Here is a 17,082-nt window from a genome sequence, read left to right on the forward strand (position 1 = left end):
CTACAGCCCGGGGACCACAACCCCGCGTCTAGCACAAGGAAAGCCAGAGCCACATGTGCGGCATTATCGGCATCGTCGGGAACAGCCCCGTCCAGGAGCGCCTGATCGAGAGCCTCAAGCGTCTCGAGTACCGCGGCTATGATTCGGCCGGCGTGGCGGGCTTCACCTCGGAAGGCATCCAGCGGCGGCGCGCGTCCGGGAAGCTGAAGAACCTGGAAGAGGTGCTGGCGGCCGAGCCGCTGAAGGCCACCGTGGGCATCGGCCACACCCGCTGGGCCACGCACGGTCCGCCCACGGAAGGCAACGCACACCCCCACCAGGCGGGCCGCGTGACGCTGGTCCACAACGGCATCATCGAGAACTTCGCCGAGCTGAAGACCAGGCTCCAGGCCGAGGGACGCACGTTCCGGACCGACACCGACACCGAGGTCGTGGCCCAACTGCTCGACCGCGAGCTGGCCTCGGGCAGGACGGCGCTCGACGCCTTCAAGGCCACGCTCGACCAGGTGCGCGGCGCCTTCGCCCTGGTGATCATGGTGGACGGCGAGGAAAACCTGCTGCTGGGCGCCCGGCGCGGCCCGCCGCTGGTGGTGGGCTACGGCGACGGCGAGATGTTCCTGGGCTCGGACGCGCTCGCCGTCGGCCCCTTCACGAACAGGGTCGCCTACCTCGAGGACGGGGACTACGTGGCCATCGACCACGCCTCGGCCCGGGTGTTCGACGAGGACGGCCGACCGGTGGAGCGGCCGGTGCAGATCGTGCCCCAGTCCCCGGCGCTCATGGAGAAGGGCAACTACCGCCACTTCATGGAGAAGGAGATCCACGACCAGCCCGAGGGCTGCCAGCGGACCATCGCGGCCTATGTGGACCTGGTGGCCGGCGCCACGACCTTCCAGGGCGTCGACCTTTCGAAGATCGACCGCATCCAGATGGTCGGCTGCGGCACCGCCTATCTGGCGGGCCTGGTGGGCAAGTACCTGATCGAGCCCCTGGCCGACCTGCCGGTGGACGTCGACGTGGCCTCGGAGTTCCGCTACCGCCAGCCGGCGCTTCGGGGGAACACCCTGATGGTGGCCATCTCCCAGTCGGGCGAGACGGCCGACACCCTGGCGGCCCTGCGCTACTGCAAGGACAAGGGCCTGCAGACCGCCGTGGTCGTCAACGCCCAGGGCTCGACCATGGCCCGCGAGGCCGATGTGGTCTGGCCGATCTACTGCGGCCCAGAGATCGGGGTCGCCTCCACCAAGGCCTTCACCGCCCAGGTCAGCGTGCTGACGGCGCTGGCCGTGGCTGCGGCCCGCGCGCGCGGGCGGATCGACGCGGCCGAGGAGAAGCGGCTGGTGGGCGTGATGGTCGAGGCGCCGCGCCTGATCGCCGAGTCCATCAACCTGGAAGAGGCCGTGCAGGGCGTGGCCCACGACGTGGCCAAGGCCCGCGACGTGCTCTACCTGGGCCGCGGCCCGATGTACCCGCTGGCCCTCGAAGGCGCGCTGAAGCTGAAGGAGATCAGCTACATCCACGCCGAGGGCTACGCCGCCGGCGAGCTGAAGCACGGCCCCATCGCCCTGGTGGACGAGGAGACGCCGATCGTCATCCTGGCCCCCCACGACAGCTATTTCGAGAAGTCGGCCTCGAACATGAGCGAGGTGATGGCCCGGGGCGGCCAGGTGGTGTTCATCACCGACCCGGAAGGCGAGCGCCACGCGCCGGCCGGCGCCAAGGTCGTGGTGACGGCGCCGAAGTGCGACCCGCTGATCGCGCCGCTCGTGATGTCGGCCCCGATCCAGCTTCTGGCCTACCACGTGGCCGTGCTGAAGGGCGCTGACGTGGACCAGCCCCGCAACCTCGCCAAGTCGGTGACGGTGGAGTAGCCGAGCCGACAGGCCCCAAAAGCAAACGGCCGCCCCAAGGGGGGCGGCCGCGCTTATCTTCGATCCGAGGAAGAAGCTTACTTCTTCTCGGGGGCCATCGCGCCGGTGTCGGCCGGCGGCGTCGCGGCGGCGTCGGCGGGCGGCGTGGCCGCAGCGTCGGCCGGCGGCGTGGTGGCCATGGCGTCGGCCGGCGGCGTGGTCGCCGTGGCGTCGGCCGGCGCGGCGGCTTCCGTGCCCGTGGCGGCCGGAGCTTCTTCGGCCTTCTTTTGGCAAGCCGCCAGGCCCAGGGCCAGGACACCCGCGGCGGCGACGGTCAGAATGCGAAGCTTCATTGAGTAGGCTCCCCTGAGGGTGAATCCCCCGACGCCCCAAGGTACACAAGTTCTCGTGATCTCAAAATCGTGATCGCGCGCTATGCGGGAATTTTGTCGCGGCGAGTTGTGGATTTCGGGGGCCGCCTCCTCTAGTCCGCCTCCCTGCTGACATCCGGGATCGCGGCGCGGGAACGGGCGTTTGAAGGCCGCCGCAACGGCTTGGCTTCGGCCAGGGCCCGGGCCAGACCTCGGGCCGGAAAGGCCGGAGCCATTCGGAGGGGATGAATGACGAAGCGCGTGCGTAAGGCGGTCCTGCCGGTGGCGGGCCTGGGGACCCGGGTGCTGCCGGCCGCCAAGACCACCCCGAAGAACCTGCTGAACGTCGTGGACCGGCCGATCCTGTCCTACGTGGTGGAGGAGGCCCTGGCGGCGGGCGTGGAGCACTTCGTCTTCATCGTGGGCCGCGGCCAGGAGGCGATCGAGGACTACTTCGACGCCAATCCCGAGGTGGAGCAGGCGCTGGAGACCAAGGGCAAGGCCGACATCCTGGCGCAGGTGCGCCGCGACGTGCTCAAGCCCGGCCAGATGAGCTTCGTGCGCCAGATGGCCCCGCTGGGCCTGGGGCACGCCGTCTGGTGCGCCCGGGACGTGATCGGCGACGAGCCCTTCGCCGTCATGCTGCCCGACATGCTGATGACCGCCTCCCCGCCGGCGCTGGCCCAGGCGGTGGCCGCCTACGAGAAGGTCGGCGGCAACATCGTGGTGGTGGAGCCCGCCCCCGAGGGCGAGGCCCACAAGTACGGCATCGTCGCGCTGGACGGGCATGAGGGCCGCCTCAACCGCATGACCGGCATGGTCGAGAAGCCGGCCCCGGGGACCGAGCCCTCCAACCTGTTCATCTCGGGCCGCTACATCCTGCAGCCCGAGATCTTCGAGATCCTGGAGACGCAAGGCCGCGGCGCCGGGGGCGAGATCCAGCTCACCGACGGCATGGCCAACCTGATGAAGCGCCAGGACTTCCACGCCCTGGAATACGAGGGGACGACCTACGACTGCGGCGACAAGATCGGCCTGCTGCGCGCCAACGTCGCCTTCGCCCTGATGCGCCCCGACCTCAGGGACGCGGCCCGCAAGGCCATCCTCGATCTTCTCTAGCGCCTTCCCCGATCCCCGTCCGTGCGTTAGCCGTAACGGAAGGGGTGGGGCTCTCGGGACTGGGAGCGACGATGCGGGTACTGATCCTCGGCGGAGACGGCTTCTGCGGGTGGCCGACGGCGCTGCACCTGTCGGCGCGCGATCATGAGGTGGCCATCGTCGACAACGGTTCGCGGCGGGCCATCGACGAGGAGCTGGGCGCGGGCTCGCTCACCCCCATCGAAAGCCTGGAGACGCGGACCGCCGCCTGGCGCGAGGTCTCGGGCCGGACCATCGCCGCCCACGCCCTGACCGTTGGCAAGGACTACGACGGCCTCCTGTCGCTGCTGAGGGGATTCCGGCCTGACGCCATCGTCCACTTCGCCGAGCAGCGGGCCGCCCCCTATTCGATGAAGTCGGCGAGGCACAAGCGCTACACGGTCGACAACAACCTCAACGCCACCCACGACGTCCTGGCCGCCATCGTCGACAGCGGCCTCGACATCCACTTGGCCCACCTGGGCACCATGGGCGTCTACGGCTACGGCACGGCGGGCGTGCCGATCCCCGAGGGCTACCTGACCGTGAAGGTCGAGGGCGCCGACGGCTGGGCGCCGAAGGAAATCCTCTATCCGCCAAATCCGGGCTCGATCTACCACCTGACCAAGACCCAGGACGCCCTGCTGTTCCAGTTCTACGCCCGGAACGACGGCCTCCGGATCACCGACCTGCACCAGGGCATCGTCTGGGGCACCCAGACGGCGGAGACGCGGGCCGACCCGCGGCTGATCAACCGCTTCGACTACGACGGCGACTACGGCACGGTGCTGAACCGGTTCCTGATGCAGGCCGCCGTCGGCTACCCGCTCACCGTCCACGGCAAGGGCGGCCAGACCAGGGCGTTCATCAACATCCAGGACACGGTGCGCTGCGTGGAGCTGGCGCTGATGCACCCTCCGGCCCGCGGCGAGCGGGTGAAGGTGATGAACCAGATGACCGAGTGCTGGCGCGTGGGCGAGCTCGCGCAGATGGTCGCGCGCCTCACGGGCGCGGCGGTGGCGCACCTGCCCAATCCCCGGCAGGAGGCCGACGAGAACGAGCTGTGCGTGGAGAACAAGCGCCTGCTGGGCTATGGCCTGGACCCCATCACGCTCGAGGAGGGGCTGCTGCTGGAAGTCGCCGAGATCGCGCGGGCCTACGCCCACCGTGCCGATCTGTCGAAGATCCCCTGCGTCTCGGCCTGGAACGCCGAGCGCGCACGGGCGATCGCGGCGCGCCCGCCCCGGGTGGCGGCGGAGTAGCGGTTGCGGCTGTTCGTCTTCGGCTACGGGTTCTCAGGACAGGCGCTGGCCCGGCGGCTGAAGGCCCGCGGCTGGGACGTGGCGGCGAGCTTCCGCCGCGATCCGGACCGGCTGACGGCCGACGGCGTGGAGGCCGTGCCCGTGGACGACCGCGCGGCGCTCGCCGACGCGCTGGCCAGGTCCCAGGCGGTTCTGGTGACCGCCCCGCCGGACGAACGCGGCTGCCCGGGGCTGGAGACCCTCGTCCCGGCCCTGGCCGCAGGCGGCGCCTTCCCCGACTGGATGGGGTACCTTTCGACCACAGGCGTCTATGGCGACCGGCGCGGCCGCTGGGTCACCGAGCGCAGCCGTCTGGCCGCCCAGTCCGTGGAGGGCGCGCGCCGGGTAAGCGCCGAGCGCGACTGGCTGGAGGTGGGCCGGGGCATGGGCCTGACCGTCACCGTCTTCCGCCTGCCCGGCATCTATGGCCCCGGCCGCTCGGCCCTCGACCGGCTGCGCGAAGGCAAGGCCCGGCGGATCGTCGCGCCCGGACAGGTGTTCTCGCGCATCCATGTGGACGACCTGGCGGCGGGACTGGATGCCTCGATCGCGCGCCCCCGGGCGGGCGGGATCTACAACCTCTGCGACGACGAGCCGGCGGCCAATTCGGACGTGGTCGCCTATGCGGCGGGCCTGCTCGGGATGGCCCCTCCCCCGGAGATATCGCTGGAGGAGGCCCGGCTGCCGCCGTCTGCGATGCGCTTCTACGCCGAGAGCAAGCGGGTCTCGAACGCGCTCGCCAAGGCCGAACTCGGGTGGCGGCCGGCCTATCCCACCTATCGCGAAGGCCTGAAGGCGATCCTGGCGGCCGGCGGCTAGCGTTCGGCCTTTCGCCCCGAGACGAGGATGCCGGCCAGGATGAGGGCCATGCCTGCGGCGTGGTAGGGCCGGAACGCCTCGCCCAGCAGCAGCACGGCCAGGACGGCGCCGAAGATCGGCTGGAGGTGCAGGTACTGGCTGGCACGGGCCGCGCCCGCCAGCTCCACCCCGCGGTTGTAGAAGAGGTAGGCGAGGAAGGAGGGGAAGACGGCCACATAGGCGATCCCCGCCAGGGCCTCGGGCGTGGCCGTGATCCGGCGGCCGGCTGCGATCTCCTGGGCGTAGAGGGGCGCCAGGACCAGCACCGCCACCACGAAGGTGGCCCAGAGCAGGCTGAGCGGGTGGACGTCGGGCCGGCGGCGCAGGATCAGCGAATAGACCGCGTAGAGCGCCACGCCGATCAGGATCAGGCCGTCGCCGGCGTTGAGGCCCAGGTGCAGCAGGTCCCAGGGCCGCCCCTTGGCCACCACCGACAGCACGCCGGCCAGCGAGAGCGCGACCCCCGCCACCTGCCAGCGACTGACGCGGTCGCCCAGCGCCAGCCAACCCAAGAGCATGACCAGCGGCGGGATGGCCGCCTGCATCAGCACGCTGTTCAGCGCCGTGGTCGTCTGGAGCCCGAAGTAGAGCAGCACCCCGAAGCTCGCCACGCCCATCAGCGAGAGCGCCACGATGAGCCCCCACCGCCGCCGGAGCAGCGGCAGGTCGCGCTTCAGGTGCGGCCAGGCCAGCGGCGTGACGAGGACCAGCGCGCCGGCCCAGCGCCAGAACGACAGCGCCACCGGCGGCGTGAGGCCGGCCAGCGCCCGGCCGGCGATCGAGTTGCCGGCCCAGAACAGCATGGTGGCCGCCAGCAGCAGCGGGGCGGCGCGCCAGAGGGCGGCGAGACTCAGGGGACCACCTCCTCGACCGCGGCGATCAGGCGGGCGATGTCCTGCGGCCGCGACAGGCGGTGGTCGCCGTCCTTCACCAGCGTGAACACCACGTCGGAGCCCTTGATCGCCTGGGCGAGCTGGAGGGCGTGGGCCCAGGGCACGTCCGGGTCCTCCCCGCCCTGGAGCACGCGCACGGGGACCTCGATGGGGACCTCCTGGGCCTCCAGGATCGACCAGCGGGCGCCGTCCTCGAGCAAGCTTTGGGTGATCGGATAGGGCTCGCCGTACTCGCTGGGCCGCAGCCACACGCCGTCGCGCGCCAGGTCGGCCAGACCCTCGGGCGGAATTTCGGGCCTCATCAGCTTCTCGGTGAAGTCGGGGGCCGGCGCGATCAGCACGAGGGCCTTGACCCGCGCGGGTGCGGCCATGGCGGCGAGGCAGGCGATCCAGCCGCCCATGGACGAGCCCACCAGCACCACCTCGCCCTCGGTGAGCGCGTCCAGCACGGCCAGGGCGTCCTCCCGCCAGCGCGTGATCGTGCCACGCGCGAAGGCGCCGGAGGACTCGCCATGACCGAAGTAGTCGAAACGGAGATAGGCCCGCCCCGTGGCCCGCGCCCAGTCGGCCAGGGCCTGCGCCTTCGTCCCGGTCATGTCGGACTTGAAGCCGCCCAGCCAGACCACCGCGGGGCCCCGCCCGTCCACCTTGCGCCAGGCCAGCCGTTCGCCGTCGGGGCGTTCGAGGAATCCGCTCGTCTCGCTCATGTGACGGGTCTTAAGCCCCCGCGGTGTTTACGCGCCAGCGTTTCAGGCTATCAGAAGGACCGTGGCCCTCCCCGCCGATTTCACCCTGCTGCAGGTCATCCCCGAGCTCGACACGGGCGGCGCCGAGCAGAGCACCATCGACATCGCCCGCGCGGTGATCGCCGCCGGCGGCCGGGCGCTGGTGGCCACGCGCGGCGGCCGGATGGTCTCGCGCCTGGAGGCCGACGGCGCCCGTCTGGCGCAGATGCCGGTGCACACCAAGAACCCGCTGGTCATCCTGGGCAACGCCGCGCGGCTGGTGGACCTGATCCGCAAGGAGAAGGTCAGCCTGGTCCACGCCCGCAGCCGCGCCCCGGCGTTCTCGGCGCTGTGGGCGGCCCAGGCGACCGGCACGCCGTTCGTGGCCACCTACCACGGCGTCTACAAGGCCAGGAGCGGGCTGAAGCGCTGGTACAACGCGGTGATGACCCGGGGCGACCTCGTGATCGCCAATTCGGACTACACCCGCGACCACGTGCTGGCCGAGCACCGGATCGACCCGGCCCGGATCGTCACCATCCCGCGCGGCGTGGACTTCGACCGGTTCAACCCAGGCTTCGTGACCGCCGAGCGCGTCGAGGCCCTGCGGGCGGCCTGGGGGATCGCGCCGAACGACCCGCGCACGAAGATCCTGCTGGCCGGGCGCCTCACCCGCATCAAGGGACACCTGACGATCATCGAGGCCGCCCGTCGACTGGCCGCCCAGGGCCGGCGCGACTTCCTGATCCTGTTCGCCGGCGACGACCAGGGGCGCACCGGCTATTCCGAGGAGTTGGCCCAGGCGATCGCCGAGGCCGGTCTTCAGGAGGCCGTAAGGATCGTCGGGCACTGTGACGACATGCCGGCCGCCTACCTGCTCGCAGACCTCGCCATCCTGCCGACGATCGTGCCGGAATCGTTCGGCCGCGCGGCGGTGGAGCCCCAGGCCATGGGGCGGCCCGTGATCGCCTCGAACCACGGCGGCGTCACCGAGACGGTGCTGGACGGGATCACCGGCTGGCTGGTTCCGCCGGGCGAGGCCGGGGCCTGGGCCGAGGCGCTGGCCCGCGCGGTCGACGCCGGTTCGGCCAGGCGCGCCGAGATGGGCGAGGCCGGCCAAAGGCGGGCCCGCCAGCTCTACTCCGTCGACGCCATGTGCGCCGCGACGCTCGCCGCCTACGAGCGCGTGCTGGAGGCGCGCGGCTGATGCCCCGCAAGGTCGAGAAGATCCTGGTCGTCAAGCTCTCGGCCCTGGGCGACTTCGTCTTGGCGCTCGCGGCCATGAAGAAGATCCGCCAGGCCCACCCCAAGGCCCACATCACGCTCCTGACCACGCCGCCCTTCGAGGCGCTGGCCAGGTCGTGCCCCTACTTCAACGCGGTGGACACGGGCGGGCGGCCCGAGAGCTTCCCGGAGTGGATGGCGCTACGCCGGCGCCTCCGGGCCGCGAACTTCGACCGTGTCTATGACCTACAGACCTCGGCGCATTCGAACCGTATATTCCAGGTCCTGCGGCCGAACCCGCCGGCCTGGTCGGGGGTCGCCTTCGGCTGTTCGCTGCCACATAAAAATCCTCTTAGAAATCAGATGCATACCCTGGAGCGGCAGGCCGACCAGCTCATGTACGCGGGCATCTGGCCCGACGCGCCCACCGAGCCCGGGACGGCGCCCCTGCCCGACCTGTCGTGGATCCTGAAGCAGGCGCCGGCCGAGCGGCCCACGCCCGGCATGAACCGGCCCAGGCCCTACGCCATGCTCGTCCCCGGCGGCTCGGCCCACCGGCTGGAGAAGCGCTGGCCGGTGGAGAAATACTCCGAGCTCGCCCGCATCCTCTATTCGCGCGGCTTCGACATCGTGATCATCGGCGGGCCGCAGGAGACGGCGCTGGCGCACGCGATCCAGCGCGCCACGCCCCGGGCCCGGGACCTGACCGGCCGCACCGACTTCGCGCGCATCGCCATCCTGGCCTCGAAGGCGGCGCTGGCGGTGGGCAACGACACAGGTCCGCTGCACCTGGCCGCCGCGGCCGGGGCGCCCACCATCGTGCTGTTCTCGAAGGCGTCGGACCCCGCCCTGTCGGCTCCGCGCGGCCGGGTGGCCATCCTCCAGTCCGACAACCTGGACGACCTCAGTGTGGCCCAAGTGGCGCAGGCGGCGAATTCTCTGGCCCCCGCCCCAGCGGCATGACCTTGATACGGAAGTATCCCTTCGTCATATACTGACGATCACGCCTGGAGCGCTCGACGCGCGCCGGCGTTTTTGCGTTTCAACAACTCACGGAGCACTGCCTATTCGCCGCCCCATGCAAGCGCCGCCCGTCAAGGAAGGGCCGCGCATGAACGAAGATATCCGCGTTCCCCGCGTCCTGCTCATCGACCAGCACGGTGAGAAGCAGGGCGTCATGCCGACCTCCGCCGCCATCGAGGCCGCCGAGGAAGCCGGCCTGGACCTGGTGGAGATCGTCCCCAACGCGGATCCGCCCGTCTGCAAGATCCTGGACTACGGCAAGTTCAAGTTCCAGGAGCAGAAGAAGAAGAACGAGGCGCGCAAGCGGCAAAAGGTCGTCGAGATCAAAGAGATCAAGCTTCGGCCCAATATCGACCAGCACGACTACGAGGTGAAGGCGCGGTCCATGCACCGCTTCTTCGAGGAAGGCGACAAGGTGAAGATCACCCTGCGCTTCCGCGGCCGCGAACTGGCCCACCCGGAACTGGGGATGAAGCTGCTCCAGAAGGTGAAGGCCGACTTCGAGCCGGTGGCCAAGGTCGAGTACGAGCCCCGGATGGAGGGCCGTCAGATGATCATGATCCTGGCCCCGCGCTGAGCCTGAAACCTTGATCCGGAAATCCTTCGGAATCCTGGGAGCGGCCGTCCTCTGGGCGGCCGCTTTCGCATGTCCCGCCGCCGCCCAGCAGGAGCCCGGCAACGGGCCGATGAAGCCCTTCGCCATCGCCGACGGCGTCTGGTGGGTGGGCGCGTCCGACGTGGCCTCGTACCTGATCCAGACCAACAAGGGCCTGATCCTGGTCGACGGCGGCTACGAGAGCACCGCGCCGCGCATCCTGGACAACATCCGCCGCCTGGGCTTCGACCCGACCCAGGTGAAGCTGATCCTCAACAGCCACGCCCACCTGGACCACGCCGGCGGCATCGCCGCGCTGAAGGCCGCCACCGGGGCCAAGGTCCTGGCCAGCGCCGAGGACGGCAAGCTGATGGCCCGGGGCGGCAAGGGCGACTTCTACCTCGGCGACAAGTACGGCTACCCGCCGGTGAAGCCCGACGGGACGGTCCGCGACGGCCAGAAGGTCAAGCTGGGGAACGTCACCCTCACCGCCCGCCTGACCCCCGGCCATACGCGCGGCTGCACCACCTGGACCTTCCCGGTGACGGTGGCGGGCCAGGCGCGCCAGGCGCTGATCATGTGCTCGAACACCATCCTGCCCGGCTACAAGCTGGCGGGCGCCGAGAGCTATCCGGGCATCGCCGCCGACTTCGAGAAGAGCTACCGCATCTGGCGGGCCGCGCCCTGCGACGTCTTCCTGGCCAGCCACGCCGGCTTCTTCCGCGCCGCCGACAAGGCGGCCAAGGGACCGGAGGCGTTCGTCGATCCCGAGGGCTGCAAGGCGTTCTTCGACAAGGGCTACGGCATCTTCAGGGCCGAGCTCGCCCGCCAGCAGGCCGCCGCCGGTCGCTGACCTGAGGCTTTAGCGCCACAGCCCTCCTGCCTCGTCACACGCGCGAGTTGCCGCAGCGTGAGGCCCGGCCTACTTCAGCCCCATGTCCGACCTCGCGCCCGGGGAGGCGACGCCGCCCCCCGGCGCGTCGTCCTCTTCCGCCGTTTCCGCCAGCCACTCCGGCCCCGCCCCGCACCCCCATGTGACGAGCGCGGCCGAGGAGCGCCGGGCGCTGATCGTCCTCCTGACGGTGATCTACCTGATGATCGCGGGCTTCGGCCTGGTCATCCCGCTCCTGCCCTTCTTCGCCCAGGCGTTCGACGCCCCGGCCTGGCAGGTGACCCTGCTGTTCTCGGCCTTCTCGCTGGGCCAGTTCATCGGCGAGCCGTTCTGGGGGAAGCTGTCGGACCGCATCGGCCGGCGGCCCGTCCTGATCGTCACCATCTCGATGGTGGGCCTCAGCTACGCCGCCCTGGCCTTCGCGCCCAACATACTCTGGGCGTTCGGCCTTCGCTTCCTGACGGGCATATTCGCCGGCAACATCTCGACGCTCCAGGGGGCGCTGGCCGACATCACCCCGCCCGAGAAGCGCGCCCAGCGCATGGGGATCATGGGGGCGGCGTTCAGCGCGGGCTTCATGACCGGCCCGGCCATCGGCGGCCTCTTGGCCCAGCCCGGCCGAGGCGCGCTGGGCTTCCAGCTTCCGCTGCTGGCGGCGGCGGCCTTCGCGCTGGCCTCGGCGGTCGCGGTGGTGCTGCTGGTGCGCGAGAGCCGTCCCGAGGGGCCGCCGGCGATCCGGGGGCCGAAGCCCGCCCGCGTCCGCGACGCCTTCGCCCATCCGGTGATCAGCCGGGTGGTGATGATCAGCTTCATCGTGGTGGTGGGCTTCGCCGGCATCGAGGCGACCTACGGCCTGTGGACCGAGACGCGGTTCGGCTGGGGCCCGAAGCAGATCGGCTTCGCCTTCATGGGCATCGGCGTGCTGGGCGCGGTGTGCCAGGGCTGGCTGTCGGGCCGGCTGGCGCGGACCTTCGGCGAGGCCACGACGCTCACGGCGGGCCTGGTGCTGATGGGCGTGGGGCTGGTGACGCAAGGGGCCTCGCCGACGTGGCAGGTGGCCGTACTGGGCTTCGGCTTGGTCTGCGTCGGGCAGTCGATCTGCTTCCCGAACGTGGCGGCGCTGATCTCGCAGTCCTCGCCGCCGCACCGGCAGGGCGAGATGCTGGGCCTGAACATGAGCGGCATGGCGCTGGCCCGGATCGGGGGCCCGGTGCTGGCGGGGCAGCTCTTCTCGGCGGTGTCGCCCGGCTCGCCCTTCGCCTTCTCGGCGCTGCTGGTGCTGCCGGCGCTATGGTTCGCCCTGCAGGTGCGCGGCAAGGTGCAGCGGCTGGCCTGACCGGCTAGCCGAAAAAATGAACCACGGAATACACGGACGGCGCGGGCGCTTTCCGTGTCCTCCGTGGTTCCCCGAACAGGGAGACCGCCGCTCGCGCAGCGGCTCCTTGGGAACGCCCTAGACGTAGACGTCCAGGGCCGTGCCCTTGTTGGCTTCCTTGACCGACTGGGCCGCCACGGCCGTGCCGGTCAGCTCGGCCACCTTGGCCGAGGTCTTCTCGGCGGCCTGGGCCGCGGTGTCGGGCTCGCGCTTCTGGGCGGCGGGCACGGCGTAGAACTGCGACGCGGCGGCCGCAGCGGAAGAGATGGTCGACATTCTCGTCTCCAGCGACCGCTTCGCGGCCGATGGCTTCGGAATATCGCGCCGCGGGTAACCGGCCTTTAAGAGACGGGGTGAACGGCGAAGAAAGGATAACGCGGGTCTTCGAGGGCGCGGCGCTTGCCATCCGCCCCCCTTTCCGCTACTAGCCCGCCCCTTCGGAACGGCCTGGCCCCAAGGCATGCCATGGCGGTTCATCAACACGACCAGAGGACGGGGTTCCAGGACTCCGAGTGAAATGCCGAAACTGAAGACCAAGTCGGGCGTGAAAAAGCGCTTCAAGATGACGGCGACCGGCAAGCTGAAGGCCGGCGTGGCCGGCAAGCGCCACCGCCTCATCAGCCACAACGGCAAGTACATCCGTCAGAACCGCGGGACCAAGGTGATGAGCGAGGCCGACGCCAAGATCATCAAGTCCTGGCTCCCCTACGGCCTCTAAGGAGAACTGACAGATGGCTCGCGTGAAACGGGGCGTTGTCGCCCACGCCAAGCACAAGAAGGTTCTCGAGCAGGCCAAGGGCTTCTACGGGCGCCGCAAGAACACCATCCGCACCGCCAAGGCGGCCGTGGACAAGGCCGGCCAGTACGCCTACCGCGACCGCAAGGTCCGCAAGCGGAACTTCCGCTCGCTGTGGATTCAGCGGATCAACGCCGCGGCGCGCCTGGAAGGCTTCACCTACTCGCAATTTATCCACGGCCTTGAGAAGGCCGGGATCGAAATGGACCGCAAGGTCCTCGCCGACGTCGCCGGCGCCGATCCGGTCGCTTTCAAGGCCATCGCCGACAAGGTTCGCGCCGCGCTGGCTTAAGGATCGCCTGGATCGCTCGATCCTGACGTTTTGAAGAGCCCTCCGGCCGAACCGCCGGAGGGCTTTTTGCTTTTGCTCCTCCCCGCCGCCACTCTCCGACGCCATGGCCGGCCTTGTGCCGGCCACCCATAGACACCGATTTCCGCGGGCCAAATCCGGGGCGGTCGTGTTTCTGGATCCCCGGGACGAGCCCGGGGATGACGAGGGGGTGGTTCCACTCCCGGGAAACGTGATCTAGGACACCCGTCCCATGACAGACCTGACCCAACTGGAAGCCGACCTGACCGGCCGGATCGCGGCCGCCGCCGACGCCGCCGCCCTGGAGGCCGTCCGCGTCGAGGCGCTCGGCAAGTCCGGCTCGATCTCCGAGCTGCTCAAGGGCCTGGGCAAGATGAGCCCGGACGAGCGGCGCGAACAGGGGCCGAAGATCAACGGCCTGCGCGACAAGGTCGCCGCCGCCATCGCCGAGAAGAAGGCCGCCCTGGACGCCGCCGAGCTGGACGCGCGGCTGGCCTCCGAGCGCGTCGACCTGACCCTGCCGCCGCCGCCGGAGCGCAAGGGCCGGGTGCATCCCACCATGCAGACCCTCGACGAGATGATCGCCGTCTTCGGCGAGATGGGCTTCGCGCTCGCGGAGGGCCCGGACATCGAGGACGATTTCCACAACTTCACGGCGCTCAACTTCCCGCCGAACCATCCGGCGCGGGAGATGCACGACACCTTCTGGCTGCCCCCGAATGAGACCGGTGAGCGCAAGCTCCTGCGCACGCACACGAGCCCCGTGCAGATCCGGGTGATGCAGCAGGGCCAGAACGGCAAGCTGCCGGCCTGGATCGCACAGGGCCAGGCGCCGCCGATCCGGGTGATCGTGCCGGGCCGGGTCTACCGCTCGGATTCCGACGCCACCCACACGCCGATGTTCCACCAGCTCGAAGGGCTGGTGATCGACCGCGACATCCACATGGGCCACCTGAAGTGGACCCTGGACGCCTTCACGCGGCGGTTCTTCGAGACCGACGCGGTCGTGACGCGCTTCCGGCCCCACCACTTCCCGTTCACCGAGCCGTCCTGCGAGATGGACGTGCAGTGCGACCGTTCCGGCGGCTCGATCAAGATCGGCCAGGGCACGGACTGGCTGGAAATCCTGGGCGGCGGGATGGTGCACCCGAACGTCATCCGGAACTGCGGCCTCGATCCCGACGAATGGCAGGGCTTCGCCTTCGGCATGGGCGTCGATCGCCTGGGCAGCCTGAAGTACGGCATGCCCGACCTGCGCGACATGTTCGCCGCCGACGTGCGCTGGCTAGAGCATTACGGCTTCTCGGCCTTCCAGGCGCCGAACCCGGCCACCGGCCTGAGCTGAGGGAGAGACCCGCATGAAGTTCACCCTCTCCTGGCTCAAGGAGCACCTCGACACGTCCGCCACGGTGGACGAGGTCGTGGACGCCATGACCATGGCCGGCCTCGAGGTCGAGGACGTCGAGAACCCCGCCGCCAAGCTCGCCAAGTTCTCGGTCGCCAAGATCGTGGAGGCCGTGCAGCACCCCAACGCCGACAAGCTGCGGGTCTGCCAGGTCGAGACCAGGGACGGCCGGCTGGAGATCGTCTGCGGCGCGCCGAACGCGCGGGCCGGCCTGACGACCATCTACGCCCCGATCGGCGCCTATGTGCCCGGCAGCGGCATCACCCTGGAGCCCCGCCCCGTGCGCGGCGTGGTCTCCAACGGCATGCTGTGCTCGGCCAAGGAACTGGAGGTGACCGAGGAGTCCGACGGCATCGTCGAGCTGCCGGACAGCCTGGCGGTCGGGACCAGCGCGGCCGAGGCGTTCGGCCTGGAGGCGGTGATCGACTTCGAGGTCACGCCGAACCGCCCCGACTGGCTGGGCGTGCGCGGCATCGCCCGCGACCTGGCCGCCGCGGGCCTGGGCCAGCTCAAGGACAAGCCGGTCACGCCGGTGAAGGGGACCTTCCCCTGCCCCATCGAGGTCAAGGTGGACGGGACGCTGTGCCCGACCTTCGGCGGCCGGTTCATCAGGGGCGTGAAGAACGGCCCCTCGCCCGCCTGGCTGCAGCGGCGGCTGACGTCGGTGGGCCTGCGCCCGATCAACGCCCTGGTGGACGTCACCAACCTCTTCACCTACGACCTCGCCCGCCCGCTGCACGTCTATGACGCGGCGAAGCTGACGGGGAAGGTCATCGAGGCCCGCGCCGGCCGCGAGGGCGAGACGGTGGAGGCCCTGGACGGCCGGACCTACGCCGTCACCCCGGACATGTCGGTGATCGCCGACGGCTCGGGCGCCATCGGCCTGGGCGGCGTGATGGGCGGCGAGAGCACCGGCTGTTCCGAGGCGACCACCGACGTTTTCCTGGAGTGCGCCTGGTTCGACCCCACGACCATCGCGGTCACCGGCCGCAAGCTGGGGATCGCCTCGGACGCCCAGTACCGCTTCGCGCGCGGCGTGGACCCGGAGTCCATCCTCCCGGGCATCGAGGCCGCCACGGCCCTGATCCTGGAGCTGTGCGGCGGCGAGGCCTCGGAGATCGTGGTGGCCGGCGCGGCGCCCGCCCCGCCCAAGCCCATCGCCTTCGACCGGTCCTACGTGAAGAAGCTGTCGGGCCTGGACCTCGCCGCCGACCGCATCGACTGGATCCTGGGCCGGCTGGGCTTCCAGGTGACCAATGAGACGGTCACCCCGCCGTCCTGGCGCCGCGACGTCGAGGGCAAGGCCGACCTCGTCGAGGAAGTGGCCCGCATCGCCGGCTATGATGCGCTGCCGCTGGAGCCCCTGCCCGACGTCCCGCCGGTGTCGGGCGGCGTGCTGACCCTGCGCCAGCGCCGGATGCGCGACGCCCGCCGGATGCTGGCGGCGCGCGGCTTCCGCGAGGCCATCACCTGGAGCTTCATGCGCCGGGAATGGGCCGAGCTGTTCGGCGGCGGCCAGCCGGCGCTGGTGCTGGAGAACCCGATCGCCGCGGACCTGAACTGCATGCGCCCCACGGCCCTGGCCAACCTGGTCGAGGCCGCCGCGCGCAACGCCCGCAAGGGCTTCCCCGACGCGGCCCTGTTCGAGGTGGGGCCGAACTTCCGCGGCGACGAACCCGGCGACCAGTGGACGGCGGTGACGGCTCTCGTCGCCCCCCACGCGCCGCGCTCGTGGGCGAAGACGGCGGCCGACCCGCTGTTCGAGCTGAAGGCCGACCTGCTGGCGCTCCTGGACGAGCTGGGCGCGCCCGCGCTGCAGGTGGTCCAGGGCCAGAACGCCGCCTGGTGGCACCCGGGCCGCTCGGCCCGGCTGCAGCTCGGCCCCAAGGTCGTCGTGGCCGAGTTCGGCGAACTGCACCCGCGCATCCTGAAGGCGCTGGACGCCGAGGGGCCCATGCTGGCCTTCGAGCTCAACCTGGACGCCATCCCCGAGCCCAAGAAGAAGGGCGGAGTGAAGACCAAGGCCGCGCTGGAGCTTTCGCCCCTCATGCCGCTGACCCGCGACTTCGCCTTCGTGGTGGGGGCGGACACTCCGGCCGGCGACCTCGTCCGCCCGATCCAGGGCGCCGACAAGCAGCTCATCGCCGAGGTGCGCGTGTTCGACGTCTACCAGGGGCCCGGCGTCCCGGAAGGCTCGAAGTCGGTGGCCGTCGAGGTGGTCGTGCAGCCGCGCGAGAAGACCCTGACGGAGGCCGAGATCGAGGCCCTGTCGGCCAGGATCGTCGCCGCCGCCGAGAAGGCGACGGGGGCGAAACTCAGGGGTTAGC

General features: G+C 70.5%; 17 protein-coding genes. 13 read left to right on the forward strand and 4 right to left on the reverse strand.

From position 1 onward, the window contains the following. The first annotated feature begins 53 nt into the window (after window positions 1-53). Window positions 54-1,871: a glutamine--fructose-6-phosphate transaminase (isomerizing) gene (glmS, locus tag ACK4TT_RS07605; RefSeq protein ID WP_409635071.1), complete on the forward strand. Its 1,818-nt coding sequence runs from the start codon at window positions 54-56 to the stop codon at window positions 1,869-1,871. Window positions 1,872-1,948: 77 nt separating this feature from the next. Here the strand turns inward: glmS and ACK4TT_RS07610 are convergent, their stop codons facing one another. After that, entirely contained in the window at window positions 1,949-2,203 is a 255-nt protein-coding gene (locus tag ACK4TT_RS07610) for a hypothetical protein (protein WP_409635074.1), read from the reverse strand. A 267-nt stretch (window positions 2,204-2,470) separates the two neighbouring features. Between ACK4TT_RS07610 and ACK4TT_RS07615 the strand changes: the two genes are divergently transcribed. The 3 genes from ACK4TT_RS07615 (at window position 2,471) to ACK4TT_RS07625 (ending at window position 5,478) form a co-directional block, all read left to right on the forward strand. Continuing rightward, window positions 2,471-3,340 carry a UTP--glucose-1-phosphate uridylyltransferase gene (locus ACK4TT_RS07615; protein WP_409635077.1) on the forward strand — a complete coding sequence of 290 codons (870 nt, stop codon included), beginning with the start codon at window positions 2,471-2,473 and terminating at the stop codon, window positions 3,338-3,340. Between the two features lie 71 nt (window positions 3,341-3,411). After that, entirely contained in the window at window positions 3,412-4,620 is a 1,209-nt protein-coding gene (locus ACK4TT_RS07620) for an NAD-dependent epimerase/dehydratase family protein (RefSeq protein ID WP_410212738.1), read from the forward strand. A 3-nt stretch (window positions 4,621-4,623) separates the two neighbouring features. Next, a complete protein-coding gene (locus tag ACK4TT_RS07625; RefSeq protein WP_409635083.1) occupies window positions 4,624-5,478 on the forward strand; it encodes an SDR family oxidoreductase in 855 nt (284 codons plus the stop codon). Here ACK4TT_RS07625 and ACK4TT_RS07630 read toward each other — a convergent pair. Together ACK4TT_RS07630 and ACK4TT_RS07635 are read right to left on the reverse strand one after the other, a co-directional pair. Beyond that, a complete protein-coding gene (locus tag ACK4TT_RS07630) occupies window positions 5,475-6,371 on the reverse strand; it encodes a DMT family transporter (RefSeq protein WP_409635549.1) in 897 nt (298 codons plus the stop codon). The genes ACK4TT_RS07625 and ACK4TT_RS07630 overlap by 4 nt on opposite strands. Beyond that, entirely contained in the window at window positions 6,368-7,117 is a 750-nt protein-coding gene (locus tag ACK4TT_RS07635) for an alpha/beta fold hydrolase (RefSeq protein ID WP_410212739.1), read from the reverse strand. Before ACK4TT_RS07635 ends, ACK4TT_RS07630 begins: the two co-directional genes overlap by 4 nt. Window positions 7,118-7,178: 61 nt before the next feature. On the opposite strand from ACK4TT_RS07635, the gene ACK4TT_RS07640 reads away from it, so the two are divergent. From ACK4TT_RS07640 to ACK4TT_RS07660, 5 genes are all read left to right on the forward strand, one after another. Beyond that, a complete protein-coding gene (locus tag ACK4TT_RS07640) occupies window positions 7,179-8,342 on the forward strand; it encodes a glycosyltransferase family 4 protein (RefSeq protein ID WP_410212740.1) in 1,164 nt (387 codons plus the stop codon). Continuing rightward, entirely contained in the window at window positions 8,342-9,322 is a 981-nt protein-coding gene (locus ACK4TT_RS07645) for a glycosyltransferase family 9 protein (protein WP_409635092.1), read from the forward strand. Before ACK4TT_RS07640 ends, ACK4TT_RS07645 begins: the two co-directional genes overlap by 1 nt. Before the next feature lie 115 nt (window positions 9,323-9,437). Continuing rightward, a complete protein-coding gene (gene infC, locus ACK4TT_RS07650; RefSeq protein ID WP_292137086.1) occupies window positions 9,438-9,959 on the forward strand; it encodes a translation initiation factor IF-3 in 522 nt (173 codons plus the stop codon). A 10-nt stretch (window positions 9,960-9,969) separates the two neighbouring features. Further along, window positions 9,970-10,830, forward strand: a complete 861-nt coding sequence (gene bla, locus ACK4TT_RS07655) for a subclass B3 metallo-beta-lactamase (protein WP_409635095.1) — start codon at window positions 9,970-9,972, stop codon at window positions 10,828-10,830. A gap of 82 nt (window positions 10,831-10,912) precedes the next feature. Further along, entirely contained in the window at window positions 10,913-12,205 is a 1,293-nt protein-coding gene (locus ACK4TT_RS07660; protein ID WP_409635098.1) for an MFS transporter, read from the forward strand. 117 nt (window positions 12,206-12,322) lie between these two features. Here ACK4TT_RS07660 and ACK4TT_RS07665 read toward each other — a convergent pair whose 3' ends face one another. After that, complete coding sequence (locus tag ACK4TT_RS07665; RefSeq protein ID WP_409635101.1) at window positions 12,323-12,520, reverse strand: hypothetical protein; 198 nt, start codon at window positions 12,518-12,520, stop codon at window positions 12,323-12,325. 241 nt (window positions 12,521-12,761) lie between these two features. Between ACK4TT_RS07665 and rpmI the strand changes: the two genes are divergently transcribed. The 4 genes from rpmI (at window position 12,762) to pheT (ending at window position 17,081) form a co-directional block, all read left to right on the forward strand. Next, on the forward strand, window positions 12,762-12,962 hold the full coding sequence (rpmI, locus tag ACK4TT_RS07670) for a 50S ribosomal protein L35 (protein ID WP_012523522.1): 201 nt from the start codon (window positions 12,762-12,764) through the stop codon (window positions 12,960-12,962). A gap of 13 nt (window positions 12,963-12,975) precedes the next feature. Beyond that, on the forward strand, window positions 12,976-13,332 hold the full coding sequence (rplT, locus tag ACK4TT_RS07675) for a 50S ribosomal protein L20 (protein ID WP_410212741.1): 357 nt from the start codon (window positions 12,976-12,978) through the stop codon (window positions 13,330-13,332). Window positions 13,333-13,582: 250 nt separating this feature from the next. Further along, window positions 13,583-14,695, forward strand: coding sequence for a phenylalanine--tRNA ligase subunit alpha (gene pheS, locus ACK4TT_RS07680; RefSeq protein WP_409635107.1), 1,113 nt, complete (start codon window positions 13,583-13,585; stop codon window positions 14,693-14,695). Between the two features lie 13 nt (window positions 14,696-14,708). After that, window positions 14,709-17,081: a phenylalanine--tRNA ligase subunit beta gene (pheT, locus tag ACK4TT_RS07685; RefSeq protein WP_409635110.1), complete on the forward strand. Its 2,373-nt coding sequence runs from the start codon at window positions 14,709-14,711 to the stop codon at window positions 17,079-17,081. Window position 17,082: the final 1 nt, after the last annotated feature.

It is taken from the genome of Phenylobacterium sp. (genome assembly GCF_046463815.1).
Taxonomy (GTDB): Bacteria; Pseudomonadota; Alphaproteobacteria; order Caulobacterales; family Caulobacteraceae; genus Phenylobacterium.

Bases quoted from the DNA above. Each gene is read 5' to 3' on its own strand.
- glmS (WP_409635071.1), top strand. From the start codon at position 54: ATGTGCGGCATTATCGGCATCGTCGGGAACAGCCCCGTCCAGGAGCGC.
- ACK4TT_RS07610 (WP_409635074.1), bottom strand. From the start codon at position 2,203: ATGAAGCTTCGCATTCTGACCGTCGCCGCCGCGGGTGTCCTGGCCCTG.
- ACK4TT_RS07615 (WP_409635077.1), top strand. From the start codon at position 2,471: ATGACGAAGCGCGTGCGTAAGGCGGTCCTGCCGGTGGCGGGCCTGGGG.
- ACK4TT_RS07620 (WP_410212738.1), top strand. From the start codon at position 3,412: ATGCGGGTACTGATCCTCGGCGGAGACGGCTTCTGCGGGTGGCCGACG.
- ACK4TT_RS07635 (WP_410212739.1), bottom strand. From the start codon at position 7,117: ATGAGCGAGACGAGCGGATTCCTCGAACGCCCCGACGGCGAACGGCTG.
- ACK4TT_RS07645 (WP_409635092.1), top strand. From the start codon at position 8,342: ATGCCCCGCAAGGTCGAGAAGATCCTGGTCGTCAAGCTCTCGGCCCTG.
- infC (WP_292137086.1), top strand. From the start codon at position 9,438: ATGCAAGCGCCGCCCGTCAAGGAAGGGCCGCGCATGAACGAAGATATC.
- ACK4TT_RS07660 (WP_409635098.1), top strand. From the start codon at position 10,913: ATGTCCGACCTCGCGCCCGGGGAGGCGACGCCGCCCCCCGGCGCGTCG.
- ACK4TT_RS07665 (WP_409635101.1), bottom strand. From the start codon at position 12,520: ATGTCGACCATCTCTTCCGCTGCGGCCGCCGCGTCGCAGTTCTACGCC.
- rpmI (WP_012523522.1), top strand. From the start codon at position 12,762: ATGCCGAAACTGAAGACCAAGTCGGGCGTGAAAAAGCGCTTCAAGATG.
- rplT (WP_410212741.1), top strand. From the start codon at position 12,976: ATGGCTCGCGTGAAACGGGGCGTTGTCGCCCACGCCAAGCACAAGAAG.
- pheS (WP_409635107.1), top strand. From the start codon at position 13,583: ATGACAGACCTGACCCAACTGGAAGCCGACCTGACCGGCCGGATCGCG.
- pheT (WP_409635110.1), top strand. From the start codon at position 14,709: ATGAAGTTCACCCTCTCCTGGCTCAAGGAGCACCTCGACACGTCCGCC.